Here is a 16,894-nt window from a genome sequence, read left to right as displayed (position 1 = left end):
GGTGCGATCCCGATGATCGCGCCGGTGTTTCCCGCAATCCTTACGAGTACTGATCATGCAATTCGCCGACATCCAGGAAGCCCGCGATTTTCTCGCTGCCAACCCCGAGGTGCGCAGTATCGAGCTGATGCTGATCGACGCCAATGGCGTGCCGCGCGGCAAGCTGCTGCACCGTGACGAGCTGCTGGCGATCTACCAGAACGGTCGGCCGCTGCCCAGCTCGATCCTGTCCCTGACCATGCAGGGTGCAGACGTCGAAGCCACCGGTCTGGTCTGGGAGGTCGCCGACGCCGACTGCTGGACTTATCCGCTGCCCGGCAGCCTGACCCTGCAACCCTGGCGCAACACGCCCACTGGCCAGTTGCAGGTGAGCATGCACCCGACCCAGGGCCAGCCGGCTGCCCCGGCCGATCCGCGCCACGCCCTGGTGCGGGTGATCGAGCGTCTCAAGGCCGATGGCTTTCACCCGGTGATGGCCGTGGAGCTGGAGTTCTACCTGCTCGACAAGCAGCGCGACGCCAGCGGTCGCCCGCAACCGGCCGTGCAGATGAACGGCGTGCGCCCCGAGGCGCCCCAGGTGTACGGCGTGTACGAGCTGGAGCAGGTGCAGCCGTTTCTCGACGACCTCTATGCGGCCTGTGAAGTGCAGGGGCTGCCGGTGCGTACGGCGATTTCCGAGTATGCGCCGGGCCAGCTCGAACTGACCCTGGAGCATCGTTTCGATGCGCTGCAGGCCGTCGACGAAGGCATTCGCTACAAGCGCCTGGTGCGCGGTGTGGCCAACAAGCATGGGCTGCAGGCCTGTTTCATGGCCAAACCGTTCGGCGACCGTGCCGGCAGCGGCATGCACCTGCACGTCAGCCTGGCCGACGAGCAGGGCAACAATCTCTACGCCAGCGAGGACCCGCAGGGCACGCCGCTGCTGCGCCACTCCATCGGCGGCATGATGGCCACGCTGCTCGACTCCCTGGCGATCTTCTGCCCCAACGCCAACTCGTTCCGCCGCTTCCAGGCCAACAGCTATGCGCCGCTGGCCAAGAGCTGGGGCGTGAACAACCGCACCGTGTCGTTCCGCGTGCCCGGCGGCCCGGCCGTCAGCCGCCACATCGAGCACCGCATCTGCGGCGCCGATGCCAACCCCTATCTCGCAGCCGCGGCGATTCTCGCCGGCATCCACCACGGTATCCGTGAGCAGATCGACCCGGGCGCCGCCATCGTCGGCAACGGCTACGAACAGGCCACCGAGTTCCTGCCTACCGACTGGCTCACCGCGCTGCGCGCTCTGGAGCGATCGACCTGGGCGCGCGAGGCGCTGGGCGAGGAATTCCTCAAGGTGTTCCTGGCGATCAAGCAGACCGAATATCGCCAGTTCATGGCCGAGGTCGGCGAGCAGGACTGGCGCTGGTATCTGAACCATGCCTGAGTGGATAGGTGACGACATGATCGAAGTAACCGAAGTCTCCATAGGCGAGCTGCGCGCCGCGCTCGAGCCCGGTCGCACCAGCTCGGTCGAGCTGGCGAAGGCCTACCTGTCACTGATCGATGCTTACGGTGGTGCCAACACGGCCACGGCACTCAACGCCGTGGTGGTGCGCAATCCGGATGCACTCGGATAGGCCGAAGCCTCAGATGCCCGACGCGTCCGCGGCGAGCTGCTGAGCCCGTTGGACGGCATTCCCTACGCCGCCAAGGACAGCTACCTGATCAAGGGCCTGACTGCCGCTTCCGGCAGCCCGGCCTTCAAGGATCTGGTCGCCCAGCGCGACGCCTTCACCATCGAGCGGCTGCGCGCTGCCGGTGTCATCTGCCCGGGCAAGACCAATATGCCGCCGATGGCCAATGGCGGCATGCAACGCGGTGTGTATGGCCGTGCGGAAAGTCCATACAACGCCAACTACCTCACCGCGCCGTTCGCCTCGGATTCATCCAACGACGCCGGCACTACAGCTGCGGCAAGTTTTTCCGCCTTCGGCCTCGCCGAGGAAACCAGGTCGAGCGGCCGTGGCCCAGCGTCGAACAACGGCCTGTGCGCCTACACGCCCTCGCGCGGAGTGATCTTGGTACATGGCAACTTGCCGCTGACCCCGACCATGGACGTGGTGGTGCCCTACGCCCACAGCATGACCGACCTGCTCGAAGTGCTGGATTTGGTGGTCGCCGATGACGCCGATACCCGGGGCGATCTGTGGCGCCTGCAGCCCTGGGTGCCACTGCCCAAAACGTCCGACGTTCGCCCGGCATCCTACCTTGCTCTGGCAGCCGAGCCCGAGGCGCTGAAAGGCAAACGCTTGGATGTGCCGCGCATGTACATCAACAAGGATGAGCTGGCCGGCACCAGCGAAAAGCCTGGCATTGGTAGCCCGACCGGGCAGCATATCCATACCCGTGCTTCGGTGATCGCGCTGTGGGAACAGGCCCGCTCGGCGCTGGAGAGCGTTGGCGCGACGGTGATCGAAGGGGACTTCCCGCTGATTTCCAATTGCGAGGGCGGCCGCCCTGGCGCTCCGACCTTGTTCAAACGTGGCCTGGTGCCGCACCAGTTCTTGCTCGAGGACTGAATGGACAGCCTGCAGCTCGACGCGATGATCTTCCCGGCGGTGGCCGATGCGGACGTCAATCCGGTCTCCGCCGATATCGGCTGGAGCAACGGCATCTGGGTCGTGGCAGGGGCCATCCAGCTAAGCCGGTGTCTGTCGGTTCGGATACGGACTGTCCTCGGTCGACTGATGCCATATCGACTCGCGAGCACGTTTCAGCTCGACCGAGTATCGCTCGCATAAATCATCGATGGTGGATTGATCGAGCTTCTGGCCTGCGCTCGAAATCGACTCGCCACAGGTTAGATAAAGATAAAGTGCTGCGAGCTCTTCAAGCTGCGACGAGTCTGAGCTGACGCTAAATTGCGAGATATCTTCTTGACCCGCCCATATCTCGATGGGCGACCTCTGGCTTCTTCTGGCGCACAGATACAGAAAGCTCCAAGAGCGGTCGCTAACCGGGTGCGCGTTCCCGTCGCTGTCTACCGCTTCATCGGCGCCATAGAGCAAGTCGATAAAGCATCTGAAGTCCGGACGAGCCCGATTGATAGTGACTCTGTACATAAGGTGTCCGTGCAATTGGGGGCAGTAGATTGCAGCCTAAATTTGCTTGTGGAATTTATCGGCAATTAACTTGGCCGGATTCTTAATCTTCAATTTGCTTTACGAAACGTGTTCTGAGACCTTCACATACCGGTGGCAAAGTATTGAAAAACACCGCGGCATCGTCCCCCTGATTGAGGAAGATTAAAAAATCTCCTGTTTCGAATGTCACCCTGAAACCTGCCAGCCGAGGCTGCTGACCTTCAAAAGAGTTCAAAATTCCTTCGACCTCATGAATCCTAGTGCTGACGAGATGAGTAGCTGATACTTGTACTAGGAGGTCTTCTCGTTTCCAGGAGCAGAAAGCCCCATGCCCTAACTCAAATGAAACCGGGATGTTTAGTGGGGCTAAGTTTGCTCCAACGCTTTCACCATCACTCAATAGATACATCGATATAGTTTCTCTGTCGCCTATGTGCCATTCCAGAGAACCTATGTCTTCTCGGCTTCTCTCACCGTTGAAATAATATTGATCATGTAGCAGGCGTCTCAGCTGTTTGCCTAGAAGAAATCGGGCATTTAGCAATTGGCGATTAGGTGCTTTTTCAGATTTTTGGGTAGGTTCGAGCACTGAGGCCTCCTGCCTGAAGGGTGCGCAGACTCTATTGGCAAAATGCCGATTTGAAGCGCTTAGGATTACCTGGCCGTGGCAGCTAAGTTTTTTGCGTTATCTACGTATGCGCATGCCACTGCGGTTTGGAGTAAAGCACGAACCTGTCTAGATGAGCCGCCTTGACGCGGCAGGCACCGCCTGCGACGCATTGGCGCAGGTGAATCCAACGCCTCATATCGAGTAGCCTTGCGCTTCTGTTTTCGCTGCGGTCGGTAGGAGTCGAGCATTGAGTCACAAGAGTAAAGCGCTTCTCTGGGGCGGATTGGGCCTAAGCCTGTTGGTGCTGGTCGTCGCGTTCCGGCTGTTCTTCGTCTGGGCCACCACGTTGCCGCTGGACGCCCCGGTGCGCCTCGACCAGGGCGAAACCGTCGAGCTGCCGGTAGAGACCCGGACCCTGGAATTCGACACCCTGGCCGTGGTGTTCTCCACCGCCGAGCTGCCGCTGTTCACGGTGCGCAAGCTGTCTGGCGGGCCGATCTGGGAGAACGAGCAGTGGGTCGAGTACCCGCCGGCACCGCTGACCCTGGCCTGGAAGCTGCTCACCCCGGCTGGCGAGCTGTTGTCCGAAGGGCAGGGGGCGCTGGGCGACGAGCTGACCAGCTACGGTAGCGACCAGATTACCCGCGCCGTGGCGCGCATTCCCATGCAGCCCGGTGACTACCGCCTGCAGGTGCAGGTGCTGAACCCGGATGCTCGCTTTGGCGAAGTGGATACCCGCCTGGTTTTCGTGGCAGCCGGTAAGGGCCAGACCTGGCAGAGCGGCGTGGCTTGGTGGGGCTCGATCATCGCCGGCGTGCTGCTGATTCCATTCGTGATCATCTGCGGCTTGCTGGCCCTGCACAACTTCATTCGCTGGCGCTACGGCGAGCCGTCGGCGGACTGAATTTCTCGCGGGCGGCCCTGGCGCCGCCCGGCTCAGAACCTGATCCCGATCCTTATGTGCCTGAAGCGGCAGCTACAAGGCAGGAGCAGCCACTCAAACCAACCTGTGGGAGCCCCGACCTCGGGGCGAAACGATTGCAGCCTGACTGCCTATCGGTGGTGCCTGAGCGAATCGTCGCGAGGTCGCGACTCCCACAGTGGATCGGATAACGTCCGCTCCCGCCACGTCGCTGCCGAAATTACCGGAAAGATCATGAGCAGGCTCTCAGAACCTGTTGCGCACGTCGGTGGCCAGTAGCGCCTGCTCGAAGCGCTCCAGAAACACCGCCTCGGCGTGGGTGCGCTTCTGGTCCCGGTTCCACAGCAGGTAGACGTTCACGTCGATCACCCCCTCCGCCGGAGGCAGGCGCCACACTTCGCCGGCCTGCACGTCCTTGGCGACGATATGTTCGGGCAGGCAGCCGATGCCGTAGCCGGCAGCGACCAGGCGACGAATCTCGTCGAGGCTCGACGAAGAAGCGGCGATGCGCCCGGTGAAGCCCTGCTGGTCGCGAAAGATGGTCAGCGGCGACAGATTGCCGCCAATCTGGTCGCTGGTGAAACTCACGAAATTCTCGCTTTTCAGATCCGCCAGCTTCAGGTCGTTGCGCCCGAACAGGGCGTGGCGCTTGCCGCAGAAAAAGGCGTAACGCTGCTTGAGCATCACCCGCTGCTCCAGCCGCGGCTGTGGCGTGCGGCACAGGCTCAGCCCAAACGAGGCGGTTTTCTGCAGCAGGGCGCTGACCACGTGGGAGCTGCGCAGCACGTCGAATTCGAACTCCACCCGTGGGTAGTCGACGTGAAAGTTGGCCAGGAAGTCGTCGTAGAAGCTCGACTCGATGCGACTGATCATCAGGATGCGGATCTTGCCGGCGACGGTTTCTTCCGGCGCGTCGAGTGCCGGGCCCAGGCGCGACACCGTGCCGTACAGCTCGGCGGCGATCTGCATGACTTCCTCACCCGCCTTGGACAGCGTGATGCGCGGCCCGCTGCGGATCACCAGGGCGCTTTCCAGTTGCTCCTCGAGGCGCTTGAGCGCCTGGCTCACCGCCGGCTGGCTCAAGTGCAGGCGCGCAGCGGCGCGGCTGATGCTGCCTTCCTGGCCGATCACCAGAAAGGTGCGCAGCAGGTTCCAGTCCAGCCGGTCGTTGAGAAAACGGCGTGCTTCGGCATGGCGGTAGCCGGCATTCATAGGCGTTTAAGTATCCATTTTACTTATACTTGAGTATTGAAATTAGAAGCTTTGCTTAGCATAGGGTCGGGGGCATGATCTGACAATGCACCGCCAGAGTGCGACCGATCCCCACCGGGGATGTGCTTTTTCTCCTGCCTATAAAAACGAATCCGGGAGCCTGCGATGACCACCCCAACCTCCACGCCGCGTCGTGCCGCGGCGGCCGCCTTCATCGGCACTACCATCGAATTCTACGATTTCTACATCTACGCCTTCGCCGCGGCGCTGGTGCTCGGGCAGCTGTTCTTTCCCAGCGACAACGCGATGCTGAGCACCATGGCGGCGTTCGCCACCTTCGCCGTCGGCTTCATCGCCCGGCCATTCGCCGGCGTGGTGTTCGGCCACCTGGGTGATCGCCTGGGGCGCAAGAAGATGCTGTTGTTCACCATGGTGTTGATGGGCGTGGCGACCACCTGCATCGGCCTGCTGCCGACCTATGCCCAGGCCGGCATCTGGGGGCCGATCGGCCTGGTGGCGCTGCGTTTCCTGCAGGGCATCTCGGTCGGCGGCGAGTGGGGCGGGGCGGTGCTGATGGCCAGCGAACACGCGCCCAAGGGCCGCAAGGTGTTCTTCGCCTCTTTCGCCCAGCTGGGTAGCCCGGCGGGCCTGCTGCTGGCGCTGATCGCCTTTCGCGCCATCAGCGAGATGGATCACGAGGCGCTGATGACCTGGGGCTGGCGCGTGCCGTTCCTGCTCAGCGGCGTGCTGATGCTGGTGGGCCTGGCGATTCGTTTCGGCGTGCCCGAGTCGCCGGAGTTCGCCAGGGTCAAGGAGCAGAAGCAGACCTCCAAGAGCCCGGTGAAGGACGTGCTGCGCCACAACTGGCGGCAGATCCTGTTCGCCGCAGCGGCGGTGACCATCGGTTCGGGCGGTTTCTTCTTTACCAACACCTTCATGATCACCTACGTGACCCAGTACCAGGGCATCTCCAAGTCGACCATTCTCGATTGCCTGTTCCTGGTCACCATCCTGCAGTTCCTCTCCCAGCCGTGTTCGGCACTGCTGGCCGAACGCTTCGGTGAAGGGCGCTTCCTGAAGGGGGTGGCGGCGCTGTGCATGCTGGTGCCGTACCCGATGTTCCTGCTCGTGCAGACCGGCAACCTGGTCTACATGACCGCCGGTATCGCCCTGGCCGTGTTGCTGCTGGCGGCGCTGTATTCGGCGATCGCCGGCTACATGGCCGAGGCCTTCGCCGCCCAGGTGCGCTATTCGGGCATTTCCATCGCCTACCAACTGGGCAGCGGCCTGACCGGCGGCCTCACGCCGCTGATCGGCACCTACCTGGCCGGGCAGTTCGCCGGGCAGTGGATGCCGCTGGCGCTGTTCTTCAGTGTGCTGGCCCTGATGTCGCTGGTCGGCGTGATCGGCCTGTCGCGCTTGCGCGCCGAGGAGCGCCGCAACCCCAGCCTGTCCAACCCGGAGGTCGTGACCCCATGAGCAAGCCCGAGATCATCAGCGATGCCGAATGGCAGGCGCGCTGCGAGCTGGCCGCCCTGTACCGGCTGGTCGCCTACTACCGCATGACCGATCTGATCGACACCCACATCACCCTGCGGGTGCCGGGGCCGGCGCATCACTTCCTGATCAACCGCTACGGCGTGGCGTTCGAGAAGATGCGCGCCAGCGACCTGGTGCTGATCGACCTGCAGGGCAATGTGGTGGATCGCCTGGGTGGCCAGCGGCGGGTCAACGCTGCCGGCTTCGTCATCCATTCGGCGATTCACGAAGCCCGCCCGGACATGCGCTGCATCGTGCACACCCACACCGCTGCCGGCATGGCCGTGGCCGCCCAGCGTGACGGCTTGCTGCCACTGACCCAGCATGCGCTGAAGTTCTACGGCAACCTGGCGTATCACACCTATGAAGGCATCGCCCTGTCGCTGGAAGAACGCGTGCGCCTGGTGGCGGACCTGGGCAGCCACAAGGCGATGATCCTGCGTAACCATGGTCTGCTGGCCGGCGGCCAGAGTGTGGCCCACGCCTTTCACGAGATCTATTTCCTGGAGCGTGCCTGCCAGGCGCAGATCCAGGCGATGGCGGCGGGCGTGGCGTTGAACGTTCTCAGCGAAGCGGTATGCCAGCACACCGCTGCGCAGTTCGCCCGCGACGGCATCGACGGCATCATCGACCTGGCCTGGCAGGCCGCTCTCAGCCTGATCGAGGAGCAGCGTGATGACTGGTGCCGCTGAAACCCTGCCCAGCGTGGTGCTGCTGTGCCGTGAGCGGCCGCTCGAAGACTGGCTCGCCGAGCTGTTCGCCCGCCATGCCCCCGAACTCAGGGTGCTGCGCCCCGATGAACCGGGCGCCGAACGGGCCCAGGTCGCGGCCTGCTGGTACCCCGCCGAGGGCAGCCTGGGCCGTTTGCCGGGGTTGCGGCTGATCCACTCGATCGGCTCGGGCGTCGACCACCTGGAGCATGATCGCTCCAGGCCTGCCGGGCTTCCCGTGTGCCGGGTGGTCGACCCCGATCACTCGCAGGGCATGGCCGAATACGTGCACTGGGGCGTGCTGCATTTTCATCGCGGGTTCGACCAGGTGATCGAGGGGCGCGCGAGCCAGCAATGGCAGCGGCCGGTGCAGCGTGCGGCGCGGGATTATCGGGTCGGCGTGATGGGGCTGGGCGCCATCGGCACGCCAGTGGCCGCGCGGCTGGCCCAGGCCGGCTATGGGGTACGTGGCTGGGCGCGGACGTCGCGGGAGCTGGAGGGCATCGCCACCTTTGCCGGCGCCGACGCGTTGGCCGGCTTTCTCGATGGCCTGGACCTGCTGGTCAACCTGCTGCCGCTGACCGCCACCACGCGTGGCCTGCTCGATAATGAACTGTTCGGGCATCTGGCCCAGGGCGCGGCGCTGATCAACTGCGGTCGCGGCGAGCATCTGGTAGAGGCCGATCTGCTCGATGCGTTGGCCAGCGGCCAGTTGCGCGGCGCCTTGCTGGACGTGTTCGCCAGTGAGCCGCTGCACCGCGACTCGCCGCTCTGGCAGACGCCTGGGGTATGGGTCACGCCGCACATGGCGTCGTCGGCGTCCGATGCCTGCATCGCCCGGCAGATCGCCGACAACCTGCAGCGCCTGCACGTCGGCCTGCCGCTGAACCATCAGGTCGATCCCGCGCTGGGTTACTGAATCGCCGACGGGCGCCGCCAGGGTGCGCGCCCCCTCTGTCACGACTACGGACAATCGCCATGAAAACCTTTTTCCACCCTCAGCAACGCCTGCATCATCCGCGCAGCTACCTGTCCCGTGGGCAGATGCGCGAGCCCCAGGAAATTCCGGCACGTATCGACCCGTTGCTGGCCATGGCCCGCCAGCTCGGCTTCGCGGTCGTCGAGCCGGCGGATCACGGCCTCGCGCCGCTGCGTGCGGTGCACAGCGACGCCTATCTGGACTACCTGCAAAGTGCCTACGCCCAGTGGCACGAGGTCGACGAGGACTGGGGCGACGAGGTGATGTCGAACATCTTCATCCGCGAGAACAATCCGTTGCGTGGCATTCTCGGCAAAACCGCGCGCTACCTGGCCGACGGCAGTTGCCCGATCGGCGAGCACACCTGGAAGGCCGCCTACTGGTCGGCCCAGGCCGCCGTCGCCGCCGCCCTGGCGGTACGCGATGGCGAGCCCCAGGCCTATGCGCTGTGTCGCCCGCCGGGCCACCACGCGCGGGCCGAGGCGGCCGGCGGCTTCTGCTTTCTCAACAATGCGGCCATCGCTGCCCAGGTGCTGCGCGCCAGTTTCGAGCGGGTCACCATCCTCGACACCGACATGCACCATGGCCAGGGCATCCAGGAAATCTTCTACGAGCGTGACGACGTACAGTACGTCTCCATCCACGGCGATCCGACCAACTTCTACCCGGTGGTGGCCGGCTTCGACGACGAGCAGGGCGCAGGGGCCGGCAAGGGTTACAACCTGAACCTGCCGATGGCCCATGGCGCCTCCGAGGCGGACTTCTTCACCTGCCTGGGCCAGGCGGAACAGGCGATCAGCGCGTTTGCGCCGCAGGTGCTGGTGCTGTCGCTGGGCTTCGATATCTACGAGAACGACCCGCAGTCCAAGGTCGCGGTCAGTCACGCCGGGTTCGAGGAGTTGGGCCGGCGCATCCGCGCCCTTGGCCTGCCGTGCGTGGTGGTGCAGGAAGGCGGGTACGACATCGCCACCCTCGACGAAAACGCCTCGCGGTTCTTCAAGGGGCTGCTGGGCTGAGCAGGCGGATGTCAGCCAGGATGAACCGGGCCGGCTGTTACTGGATCTTTCAAGATATTTCCGCCCTGAAATGGAGGTGAACTAACGTTCCGGCAGCGCAATCTTCCCCTATGCGCTGTCAGCGCGAGCCAGACGGGCCGGTGCAGGTGCGCCGGCTTCCAGCCCCGGGATCGCTGAACGATAAGGAGCCACCGTGACCGTTACCACCCACCCCGACTACCGCTACAGGCCAGGGCCGCTGCACGCGATGCTGCTGGCCGGCACCGTTCCGCTGTTTCTCGGCGCGCTGCTGAGCGATATCGCCTACTACAACAGCTTCCAGATCCAGTGGGCCAACTTCGCGGCCTGGCTGATCGCCGGCGGCTTGCTGTTCGCCGGCCTGGCGCTGCTGTTCGCCCTGGGCAACCTGATCGGCGCGCAGCGCAAGGCCGGTCGCCCGGTGCTGTATTTCCTGTTGCTGCTGGTCACCTGGGTAATCGGGTTGATCAACGCCTTCGAACACGCCAAGGACGCCTGGGCGGTGATGCCTACCGGGCTGGTGCTGTCGGCCGTCGTCGCCGTGCTGGCGGTGATCACCGCCTGGCTGGGCCTGAGCAACCTGCGTTCGGGAGGTGAACGATGAAAACGGCAAGCGCACTGACCACCCTGAGTATGGCGCTGCTGCTCGGCGCCTGCGGCGGCGAAACGGACACCACCATCGAGCGCGGCCCCAACCCGAAATTGCCCGAGCCGCAACGCGGCCTGTTGCCGAGCATGAAGATCGCCGAGCCGGCGGAGTGGGGCGATCGCAAGCCCGACGTGCCGGAAGGCTTCAGCATCACGGCGATCGCCACCGACCTGAAGATTCCGCGCCAGACCCTGGTGCTGCCCAACGGCGACATCCTGGTGGCCGAGGGCCGTGGCGGCAATGCGGCCAAGCTCAAGCCCAAGGACGTGATCGCCAGCTACATCAAGGCCCAGGGCAATACCAAGGTCAAAGGCGGTAACCGCCTGACCCTGCTGCGTGATGCCGACGGTGACGGCACCTACGAAACCCAGACGGTATTCGCCGAGAACCTCAATGCGCCCTACGGCCTGGCCTTCCATGAGGGCAACCTGTACGTGGCCAACCAGGACGCCGTGGTGCGCTTCGACTACCAGGACGGTCAGACCCAGGCCAGCGGCGAGCCGGCGAAGGTCACCGACCTGCCGAAAGAGATCAACCATCACTGGACCAAGGCGATGACCATCAGCCCCGATGGTCGCTATCTGTATGTCGGCATCGGCTCGAACAGCAACATCGGCGAGCGCGGCATGGAAGTCGAGGCCGACCGTGCGCTGGTCTGGCAGATCGATGCCGAAAGCGGCATGCACAAACCCTACGCGACCGGCCTGCGCAACCCGACCGCGCTGACCATCCAGCCGGAAACCGGCCAGCTGTGGGCGGTAGTCAACGAGCGTGACGAGCTGGGTCCGGACCTGGTGCCGGATTACCTGACCTCGGTGCAGGAGGGCAAGTTCTACGGCTGGCCTTACGCCTACTGGGGCCCGAATGCCGACACCCGCGTGCAGCCGCACAAGCCGGAAATGGTCGATATCACCATCAAGCCGGACTACGCCCTCGGCTCCCACGTGGCGGCGCTGGGCGTCGACTTCTCCATCCCGGAGATGGGCGAGCAGTTCGCCAACGGCGTGTTCGTCGGTGAGCACGGCAGCTGGAACCGCGACAACCCGGTGGGCTACAAGGTGATCTTCGTGCCGTTCGCCGATGGCCGTCCGGCTGGCGAGCCCATCGACTTCGCCACCGGCTTCCGCGGCGAGGATGGCAAGACCCGTGGCCGCCCGGTGGGCGTAACGGTCGACCCGAAAGGCGCGCTGATCATCGCTGACGATCTGTCCAACACCATCTGGCGCGTGACGCGCAATCAGTGAGCCTGATGTCTCGGGGCGGCTAGCCGCCTCGAGATTCACTCAATCACAGCAGACTATCGAGCTGTACCGCGCTGATGCAATGTCTGTGCTAAGTCGTCCTGCCGCGTTCTCCAATCACCTCGAAATCGCCACTGCCAATGCGTTTACGCGCTACGCTCGTCTGCCTGGATCAGTCATCCATTTTCAGGAGCAGCAGATGGCGGACAAACAGCATCACTACGACGTACGCGTGACCTGGACCGGCAACGAGGGCAGCGGCACTTCCTCCTATCGCGGTTACAGCCGTGCCCACAGCATCGAGGCCGGCGGCAAGCCCACCATCGCCGGCTCGTCCGACCCGAGCTTTCGCGGTGACCCGGCGCGCTGGAACCCCGAGGAGCTGCTGGTCGCGTCGCTTTCCGCCTGCCACAAGCTCTGGTATCTGGGCCTGTGCGCCGGTGCCGGCATCGTTGTGATCGCCTACGAGGACAACGCCCAGGGCGCCATGCTCGAACAGGCCGACGGTGCCGGGCAGTTCACCTCAGTGGTGCTGCGGCCGAAAGTGACGCTGTCCGCCGGCAGCGATCTGGAAAAGGCTCGTGCACTGCATCATCAGGCCCATGAAATGTGCTTTATCGCCCGCTCGATGAATTTCCCGGTCAGCCACGAGCCCGAGCTGCTGATCGAGACTCCCGCCTGAAAAAAGGCCGCCCCGATACCGAGGCGGCCCGCATCCGCTAGCGGCGGCGAAAGATCATGCCGCCGTGGTGCAGCGTGTCGCGGTCGACGAACTCGCCATCGGCGGTGAAGCCGGTGTCGTCCCAGTAGTCGATATGGGTGCCGGTGATTTCATAACGACCTTGATAGGCACTTTCCCGGCTGCCGCGTGCTTCGTCGTAGCGCCCGTTGGGCAGCAGTTCGTGGCGGATCTGACCGTCGTCGGTGACCCACATGCCGACGTAGGGATGGTTGGCCATGGCGTTCTCCTGGTTGGGCGACGTTGTCGCCGTGGTGGATGAGGTAGCAAGCACCGCAGCGGGTGCCGCCAGAAGCGCGCCCATTAGCAGGGCGCGCAGGCAGGTAGCTCGGCAACTCATGGCCGTCACGCCGGATCTGGGATGCGCTGCAGCACATCGTCGTAGGCCGGCAGGTCGAGGTACGCCGATACCTCGTAGGCCTTGCCGTCGCGCATGCGAAAGATCCACGCGTAGCTGTTGCGATAGGGCTGGCCATCGCGGGCCACGCCGGTGCCGTCCCACTGGATGATCACGTGGTCGCCATCGGCCCACACCTGCTTGCTCACCGGCCGAACCGGCTCGGACAGGCGCGCCACGAAAGGCTGTACCGCCTCGGCCACGAAGGCGTCCACGCCGCGATAGACGCCGGCGCTGGGGCCCGACCCCCTGATGGTCCACACCACGTCGGGCGTCAGGATGTCGCGAAAGAAGGTGTTGCCGCCGGCTGCCCAGCGATCGAACGCTTCGCTGACGGCCTGTTTGTTGCGGGCCTCCAGATCGGCGTTGGCGTGGGACATGCCTGGCGACAGGGCGCCGAGCAGCAGAGCACCATACAGGGCCGCGGCACGGACATTACGCAGAGATTCGATACGCATGGTTGGACTCCTCGTTTCTATTTGATCTGCCTGATCGACGCGCCTGGCCTATGCTGGCGAGGGCCATCGATTTCGTGGAACCTGCAGACGGGTTCGCCTGCCTGATCGTCTGAAGTCGGAAAGCTGCGCGGCGCAGGCAGAAGCGAGCGCCGCAGTGGCTCGAGTGCCGATCTGTCCTGACCGAGTCTGCCGCTGCGCCGGGCCGAACTCGTAGCTGGATCGTCCCGGATACTTACCTGATCGTCCGCTTGAAAAACCTTGTAATACCCTGGTTATCAAAGGAGCTGCCATGGATTCGCTGCACAAGCTGGTAGAGATCATCGGTCGCCATACGCCGGGTGACGGCATTCGTTCGACGGCGATTCCCGGCGTCAGCCTGGTGCGCTCCTGCACGCCGACCGTGCCGATGCCGGTGGTCTACGAACCGACCCTTTGCCTGATCGTCCAGGGGCGCAAGCGAGTGACGGCCGGCACCACGACCTATGTCTACGATGCGGCCAATTACCTGATCGCCTCCGTGGACGTGCCGGTGATGGGCTCGGTGATCGAGGCAAGTGAGCAGGAGCCCTATCTGTGTCTGGTGGTCGACCTGGACATGACGGTGCTGAGCGACCTGGTGCTGCGCTATCCGGCGGACGACAAGGACGGTGCACCCGCTGCCGGCATCCAGCTCGGCGAAACCACGCCGGAACTGCTCGACGCCGCCGCCCGACTTGCCGGCCTGCTCGATGCGCCCGGCGACATCGCCGAGCTGGCACCGCTGACCGTGCGCGAGATCCTCTACCGCCTGCTGATCGGCAGGGGCGGCGCCATGGTGCGGCAGATGGTCAAGGTCGACAGCCGCCTGAATCAGATCGCCAAGGCCATCGTCTGGCTGCGCAATCATTACGCCGAGGCCTGCCGGATCGACGACATGGCCGATATCGCCGGCATGAGCCGCTCGACCTTCCATGCCCACTTCAAAGCCGTCACGGCGATGAGCCCGCTGGAATTTCGCACCCACTTGCGCCTCCAGGAAGCGCGCCGCCTGATGGTCGCCGAAGCGCTCGATGCGGCAGGCGCTGGTTACCGTGTCGGTTACGAAAGTCCCTCGCAGTTCAGCCGCGATTACGTGCGCCTGTTCGGCCTGCCACCGGCCAGGGATGCCAGCCGGTTGCGTGGCAGCGCCTGGGTACCGGTTCGAGAGTCGGGCGCTCTTGCAGCCCAGGCCTGATGCGAATTTTAAAGCGCATTACGGGAACTTTTTCATGAATTTCAAAGTGATTCGCCGATTTTTGGCTCGTTATAATTTGCAACGAGTCGGCTCTTGAGAAGCGCGCAGCGCCTGCTAGATTGGCGCTGCGACGCCGGGCCCCTCTGACAGCTGACCAGCTGCCATGTCGGAGTTGCAGTTTGTACAACTCTGACTTAGGAGGGGCTCATGAGCACCCTAGTACCGTTCCTCACCGCCGACTTCCTCGGCACGCCAGCCTGGTTTTGGCTGATCTTCATCACCATCGTTGTCAGTCTGCTGGTCTTCGACCTCGGGGTGCTTCACCGCGAGCATCGCGAAATCGGCGTCAAGGAAAGCCTGCTGCTGTCCGGCGGCTACATCACTGCAGGCCTGCTGTTCGGCCTGTGGGTCTGGCACATGAAAGGCGCCGCCTCCGGTATGGATTTCTATACCGGGTTTCTGATCGAGAAGTCGCTGTCCATGGACAACGTGTTCCTGATGGCGATGATCTTCAGCTTCCTGGCCATCCCGCGTAAGTACCAGCACGAGGTGCTGTTCTGGGGCATCCTCGGCGTCATCGTGCTGCGTGCCCTGATGATCGGCCTGGGTGCTGCCCTGATCGCGCAGTTCAGCTGGATCCTCTACGTGTTTGGCGCCTTCCTGCTGCTGACCGGCGTGAAGATGCTGTTCAGCAAGGTCGACGACCACCCGGACCTGTCCGAAAACAAGCTGATCAAGTTCGTCCGTCGACACATGCGGGTTACCGACCGCCTGCACGAAGGTCGCTTCTTCGTTCGTCAGCCGGATGAAAAAGGCAACATGGTGCGCTGGGCCACGCCGCTGTTCCTGGCGCTGGTGCTGATCGAGTGTGCCGACCTGGTGTTCGCCATCGACAGTGTGCCGGCGATCTTCGCCATCACCCAGGACCCGTTCATCGTCTATACCTCGAACATCTTCGCGATCCTCGGCCTGCGCGCCCTGTACTTCGCCCTGGCCGCGATGATCCATCGCTTCGCCTACCTCAAGTACGCCTTGGCCCTGGTGCTGGTGTTCATCGGCGGCAAGATCTTCCTGGTCGGCATCATCGGCAAGACCCCGCCGGTGATCTCCCTGAGTGTGACCCTGGGCCTGCTGATCGGTGGCGTGCTGCTGTCGATGTGGAAAACCCGCAACGACCCGCCGGCCGTCGACGCCGAAAAGACCCCGCACTGACGTCAGACGCCCCGGCGACGCCGGGGCTTTTCACTGGAGATACATCATGAACCCATCACCGCTTTGCGCACTGGTGTTGACCGCCTTGATCGGCCTGACCCTGGCCGGTTGCGACATGGCCGAGGAATCGGCGCAGAAATTCACCGAAAAGGCCGAGCAGGCCGTGCAGGAAATTGCCCGCGAAGCGGTCAGCGATACGATCAATGCCTTCAACGAACAGATCGACGAGGTGCAGAAATCCACCAACGAAATGCTCGGCAAACCAGAGAAGGAAGGCACCGAGGAAAAGCCGCAGCAGCAGGAACAGCCTGAGCAGGAAAAGCCACGCACCTTCCCCAACGAAAGTGTAGAGACCTGATCGGCGCTTTGTTCAACGGGGAAGGGAGGCCCCACGGCCCTTATCGATCACGGCGCTTTTCATAGCGCACATCCCGCTCGTCCACCTCACCAACCTGCAACCAACCCTGGCGACTGTAAAAGCCGTTGGCGCGAATCGCCTCGTCACCGTCCGTCACCAGGTGAATCAGCGAATGCCGGGCGAACAACGCCTGTTCGGCGGCCTCCAGCAACCGCGTGCCGAGCCCCTTGCCCTCATGCTGCGGGCGCACGAACAGCGCGAACAGCTCACCACCGTCCATATCGACCATGGCGAAGCCCGCAGGCACACCGTCCAGCTCCGCCACCCACGCGCACGGCGATTCTTCTATCGCCTGGCGCAACGCGTCTGCCGTGACACCCAGCTCGTCGAGCTGCTGGCGCGAGAGGTGGTTGTCGGTGACGCTGGTACGGATATCGAACAGGGTGTCGATGTCGGCCACGGTGGCCTGTCGAATGGTCGTTGCCATGGTAGAAATCCT

17 protein-coding genes and 1 pseudogene are annotated in these 16,894 nt (G+C 63.8%); 13 read left to right on the top strand and 5 right to left on the bottom strand.

Going from position 1 to position 16,894, the window contains the following annotated elements; all coding sequences use genetic code 11:
* The first annotated feature begins 55 nt into the window (after nucleotides 1-55).
* Together BVH06_RS15555 and BVH06_RS15550 are read left to right on the top strand one after the other, a co-directional pair.
* The gene (locus BVH06_RS15555) at nucleotides 56-1,423 is read left to right on the top strand and encodes a glutamine synthetase family protein (RefSeq protein ID WP_075934656.1); all 1,368 of its coding nucleotides are present in this window, start codon (nucleotides 56-58) and stop codon (nucleotides 1,421-1,423) included.
* A gap of 16 nt (nucleotides 1,424-1,439) precedes the next feature.
* Nucleotides 1,440-2,714, top strand: a pseudogene (locus tag BVH06_RS15550) (amidase); the annotation flags it as partial.
* 469 nt (nucleotides 2,715-3,183) lie between these two features.
* On the opposite strand, the gene BVH06_RS15540 reads toward BVH06_RS15550, so the two are convergent.
* Entirely contained in the window at nucleotides 3,184-3,711 is a 528-nt protein-coding gene (locus tag BVH06_RS15540; RefSeq protein WP_256575185.1) for a hypothetical protein, read from the bottom strand.
* A 268-nt stretch (nucleotides 3,712-3,979) separates the two neighbouring features.
* On the opposite strand from BVH06_RS15540, the gene BVH06_RS15535 reads away from it, so the two are divergent.
* Nucleotides 3,980-4,636, top strand: coding sequence for a hypothetical protein (locus tag BVH06_RS15535; RefSeq protein WP_139315653.1), 657 nt, complete (start codon nucleotides 3,980-3,982; stop codon nucleotides 4,634-4,636).
* 264 nt (nucleotides 4,637-4,900) lie between these two features.
* Here BVH06_RS15535 and BVH06_RS15530 read toward each other — a convergent pair whose 3' ends face one another.
* Nucleotides 4,901-5,866 carry a LysR family transcriptional regulator gene (locus BVH06_RS15530; RefSeq protein WP_075934652.1) on the bottom strand — a complete coding sequence of 322 codons (966 nt, stop codon included), beginning with the start codon at nucleotides 5,864-5,866 and terminating at the stop codon, nucleotides 4,901-4,903.
* A 165-nt stretch (nucleotides 5,867-6,031) separates the two neighbouring features.
* Between BVH06_RS15530 and BVH06_RS15525 the strand changes: the two genes are divergently transcribed.
* The 7 genes from BVH06_RS15525 to BVH06_RS15495 all read left to right on the top strand — a co-directional run bounded on the left by BVH06_RS15525 (nucleotide 6,032) and on the right by BVH06_RS15495 (nucleotide 12,700).
* Nucleotides 6,032-7,345 (top strand): MFS transporter, encoded by a 1,314-nt coding sequence (locus BVH06_RS15525; protein ID WP_075934651.1) that lies wholly within the window; start codon nucleotides 6,032-6,034, stop codon nucleotides 7,343-7,345.
* Nucleotides 7,342-8,097 (top strand): class II aldolase/adducin family protein, encoded by a 756-nt coding sequence (locus BVH06_RS15520; protein WP_075934650.1) that lies wholly within the window; start codon nucleotides 7,342-7,344, stop codon nucleotides 8,095-8,097. Before BVH06_RS15525 ends, BVH06_RS15520 begins: the two co-directional genes overlap by 4 nt.
* Entirely contained in the window at nucleotides 8,081-9,034 is a 954-nt protein-coding gene (locus BVH06_RS15515; RefSeq protein WP_075934649.1) for a glyoxylate/hydroxypyruvate reductase A, read from the top strand. The genes BVH06_RS15520 and BVH06_RS15515 overlap by 17 nt, the downstream gene beginning before the upstream one ends.
* A 59-nt stretch (nucleotides 9,035-9,093) precedes the next feature.
* A complete protein-coding gene (locus BVH06_RS15510; protein ID WP_075930804.1) occupies nucleotides 9,094-10,110 on the top strand; it encodes a histone deacetylase family protein in 1,017 nt (338 codons plus the stop codon).
* A 193-nt stretch (nucleotides 10,111-10,303) separates the two neighbouring features.
* Complete coding sequence (locus tag BVH06_RS15505) at nucleotides 10,304-10,732, top strand: DUF2231 domain-containing protein (RefSeq protein ID WP_013790323.1); 429 nt, start codon at nucleotides 10,304-10,306, stop codon at nucleotides 10,730-10,732.
* Nucleotides 10,729-12,021, top strand: coding sequence for a sorbosone dehydrogenase family protein (locus BVH06_RS15500; RefSeq protein WP_075934648.1), 1,293 nt, complete (start codon nucleotides 10,729-10,731; stop codon nucleotides 12,019-12,021). The genes BVH06_RS15505 and BVH06_RS15500 overlap by 4 nt, the downstream gene beginning before the upstream one ends.
* Nucleotides 12,022-12,217: 196 nt before the next feature.
* Nucleotides 12,218-12,700, top strand: coding sequence for an OsmC family protein (locus tag BVH06_RS15495; RefSeq protein WP_075934647.1), 483 nt, complete (start codon nucleotides 12,218-12,220; stop codon nucleotides 12,698-12,700).
* 37 nt (nucleotides 12,701-12,737) lie between these two features.
* Here the strand turns inward: BVH06_RS15495 and BVH06_RS15490 are convergent, their stop codons facing one another.
* Nucleotides 12,738-12,977 (bottom strand): Atu4866 domain-containing protein, encoded by a 240-nt coding sequence (locus BVH06_RS15490; RefSeq protein ID WP_093506018.1) that lies wholly within the window; start codon nucleotides 12,975-12,977, stop codon nucleotides 12,738-12,740.
* Between the two features lie 125 nt (nucleotides 12,978-13,102).
* Nucleotides 13,103-13,612 carry a nuclear transport factor 2 family protein gene (locus BVH06_RS15485; RefSeq protein WP_075934645.1) on the bottom strand — a complete coding sequence of 170 codons (510 nt, stop codon included), beginning with the start codon at nucleotides 13,610-13,612 and terminating at the stop codon, nucleotides 13,103-13,105.
* A gap of 289 nt (nucleotides 13,613-13,901) precedes the next feature.
* Between BVH06_RS15485 and BVH06_RS15480 the strand changes: the two genes are divergently transcribed.
* The 3 genes from BVH06_RS15480 (at nucleotide 13,902) to BVH06_RS15470 (ending at nucleotide 16,395) form a co-directional block, all read left to right on the top strand.
* Nucleotides 13,902-14,825 (top strand): AraC family transcriptional regulator, encoded by a 924-nt coding sequence (locus tag BVH06_RS15480; protein ID WP_075934644.1) that lies wholly within the window; start codon nucleotides 13,902-13,904, stop codon nucleotides 14,823-14,825.
* A gap of 207 nt (nucleotides 14,826-15,032) precedes the next feature.
* Nucleotides 15,033-16,037 carry a TerC family protein gene (locus BVH06_RS15475; protein WP_075934643.1) on the top strand — a complete coding sequence of 335 codons (1,005 nt, stop codon included), beginning with the start codon at nucleotides 15,033-15,035 and terminating at the stop codon, nucleotides 16,035-16,037.
* Between the two features lie 46 nt (nucleotides 16,038-16,083).
* The gene (locus BVH06_RS15470) at nucleotides 16,084-16,395 is read left to right on the top strand and encodes a hypothetical protein (protein WP_075934642.1); all 312 of its coding nucleotides are present in this window, start codon (nucleotides 16,084-16,086) and stop codon (nucleotides 16,393-16,395) included.
* A 40-nt stretch (nucleotides 16,396-16,435) separates the two neighbouring features.
* Here BVH06_RS15470 and BVH06_RS15465 read toward each other — a convergent pair whose 3' ends face one another.
* Entirely contained in the window at nucleotides 16,436-16,882 is a 447-nt protein-coding gene (locus BVH06_RS15465; RefSeq protein ID WP_075930812.1) for a GNAT family N-acetyltransferase, read from the bottom strand.
* Between the last annotated feature and the right edge of the window lie 12 nt (nucleotides 16,883-16,894).

Origin of the sequence: Pseudomonas sp. PA27(2017) (genome assembly GCF_001945445.1) — a bacterium.
Classification (GTDB): domain Bacteria; phylum Pseudomonadota; class Gammaproteobacteria; order Pseudomonadales; family Pseudomonadaceae; genus Aquipseudomonas.
Note: the sequence above shows the minus strand (reverse complement) of the source record. Positions and strands in the feature narration are given on the sequence as shown.

Bases quoted from the DNA above. Each gene is read 5' to 3' on its own strand.
- BVH06_RS15490 (WP_093506018.1), bottom strand. From the start codon at position 12,977: ATGGCCAACCATCCCTACGTCGGCATGTGGGTCACCGACGACGGTCAG.
- BVH06_RS15470 (WP_075934642.1), top strand. From the start codon at position 16,084: ATGAACCCATCACCGCTTTGCGCACTGGTGTTGACCGCCTTGATCGGC.
- BVH06_RS15480 (WP_075934644.1), top strand. From the start codon at position 13,902: ATGGATTCGCTGCACAAGCTGGTAGAGATCATCGGTCGCCATACGCCG.
- BVH06_RS15520 (WP_075934650.1), top strand. From the start codon at position 7,342: ATGAGCAAGCCCGAGATCATCAGCGATGCCGAATGGCAGGCGCGCTGC.
- BVH06_RS15500 (WP_075934648.1), top strand. From the start codon at position 10,729: ATGAAAACGGCAAGCGCACTGACCACCCTGAGTATGGCGCTGCTGCTC.
- BVH06_RS15485 (WP_075934645.1), bottom strand. From the start codon at position 13,612: ATGCGTATCGAATCTCTGCGTAATGTCCGTGCCGCGGCCCTGTATGGT.
- BVH06_RS15510 (WP_075930804.1), top strand. From the start codon at position 9,094: ATGAAAACCTTTTTCCACCCTCAGCAACGCCTGCATCATCCGCGCAGC.
- BVH06_RS15530 (WP_075934652.1), bottom strand. From the start codon at position 5,866: ATGAATGCCGGCTACCGCCATGCCGAAGCACGCCGTTTTCTCAACGAC.
- BVH06_RS15555 (WP_075934656.1), top strand. From the start codon at position 56: ATGCAATTCGCCGACATCCAGGAAGCCCGCGATTTTCTCGCTGCCAAC.
- BVH06_RS15465 (WP_075930812.1), bottom strand. From the start codon at position 16,882: ATGGCAACGACCATTCGACAGGCCACCGTGGCCGACATCGACACCCTG.
- BVH06_RS15495 (WP_075934647.1), top strand. From the start codon at position 12,218: ATGGCGGACAAACAGCATCACTACGACGTACGCGTGACCTGGACCGGC.
- BVH06_RS15475 (WP_075934643.1), top strand. From the start codon at position 15,033: ATGAGCACCCTAGTACCGTTCCTCACCGCCGACTTCCTCGGCACGCCA.
- BVH06_RS15525 (WP_075934651.1), top strand. From the start codon at position 6,032: ATGACCACCCCAACCTCCACGCCGCGTCGTGCCGCGGCGGCCGCCTTC.
- BVH06_RS15515 (WP_075934649.1), top strand. From the start codon at position 8,081: ATGACTGGTGCCGCTGAAACCCTGCCCAGCGTGGTGCTGCTGTGCCGT.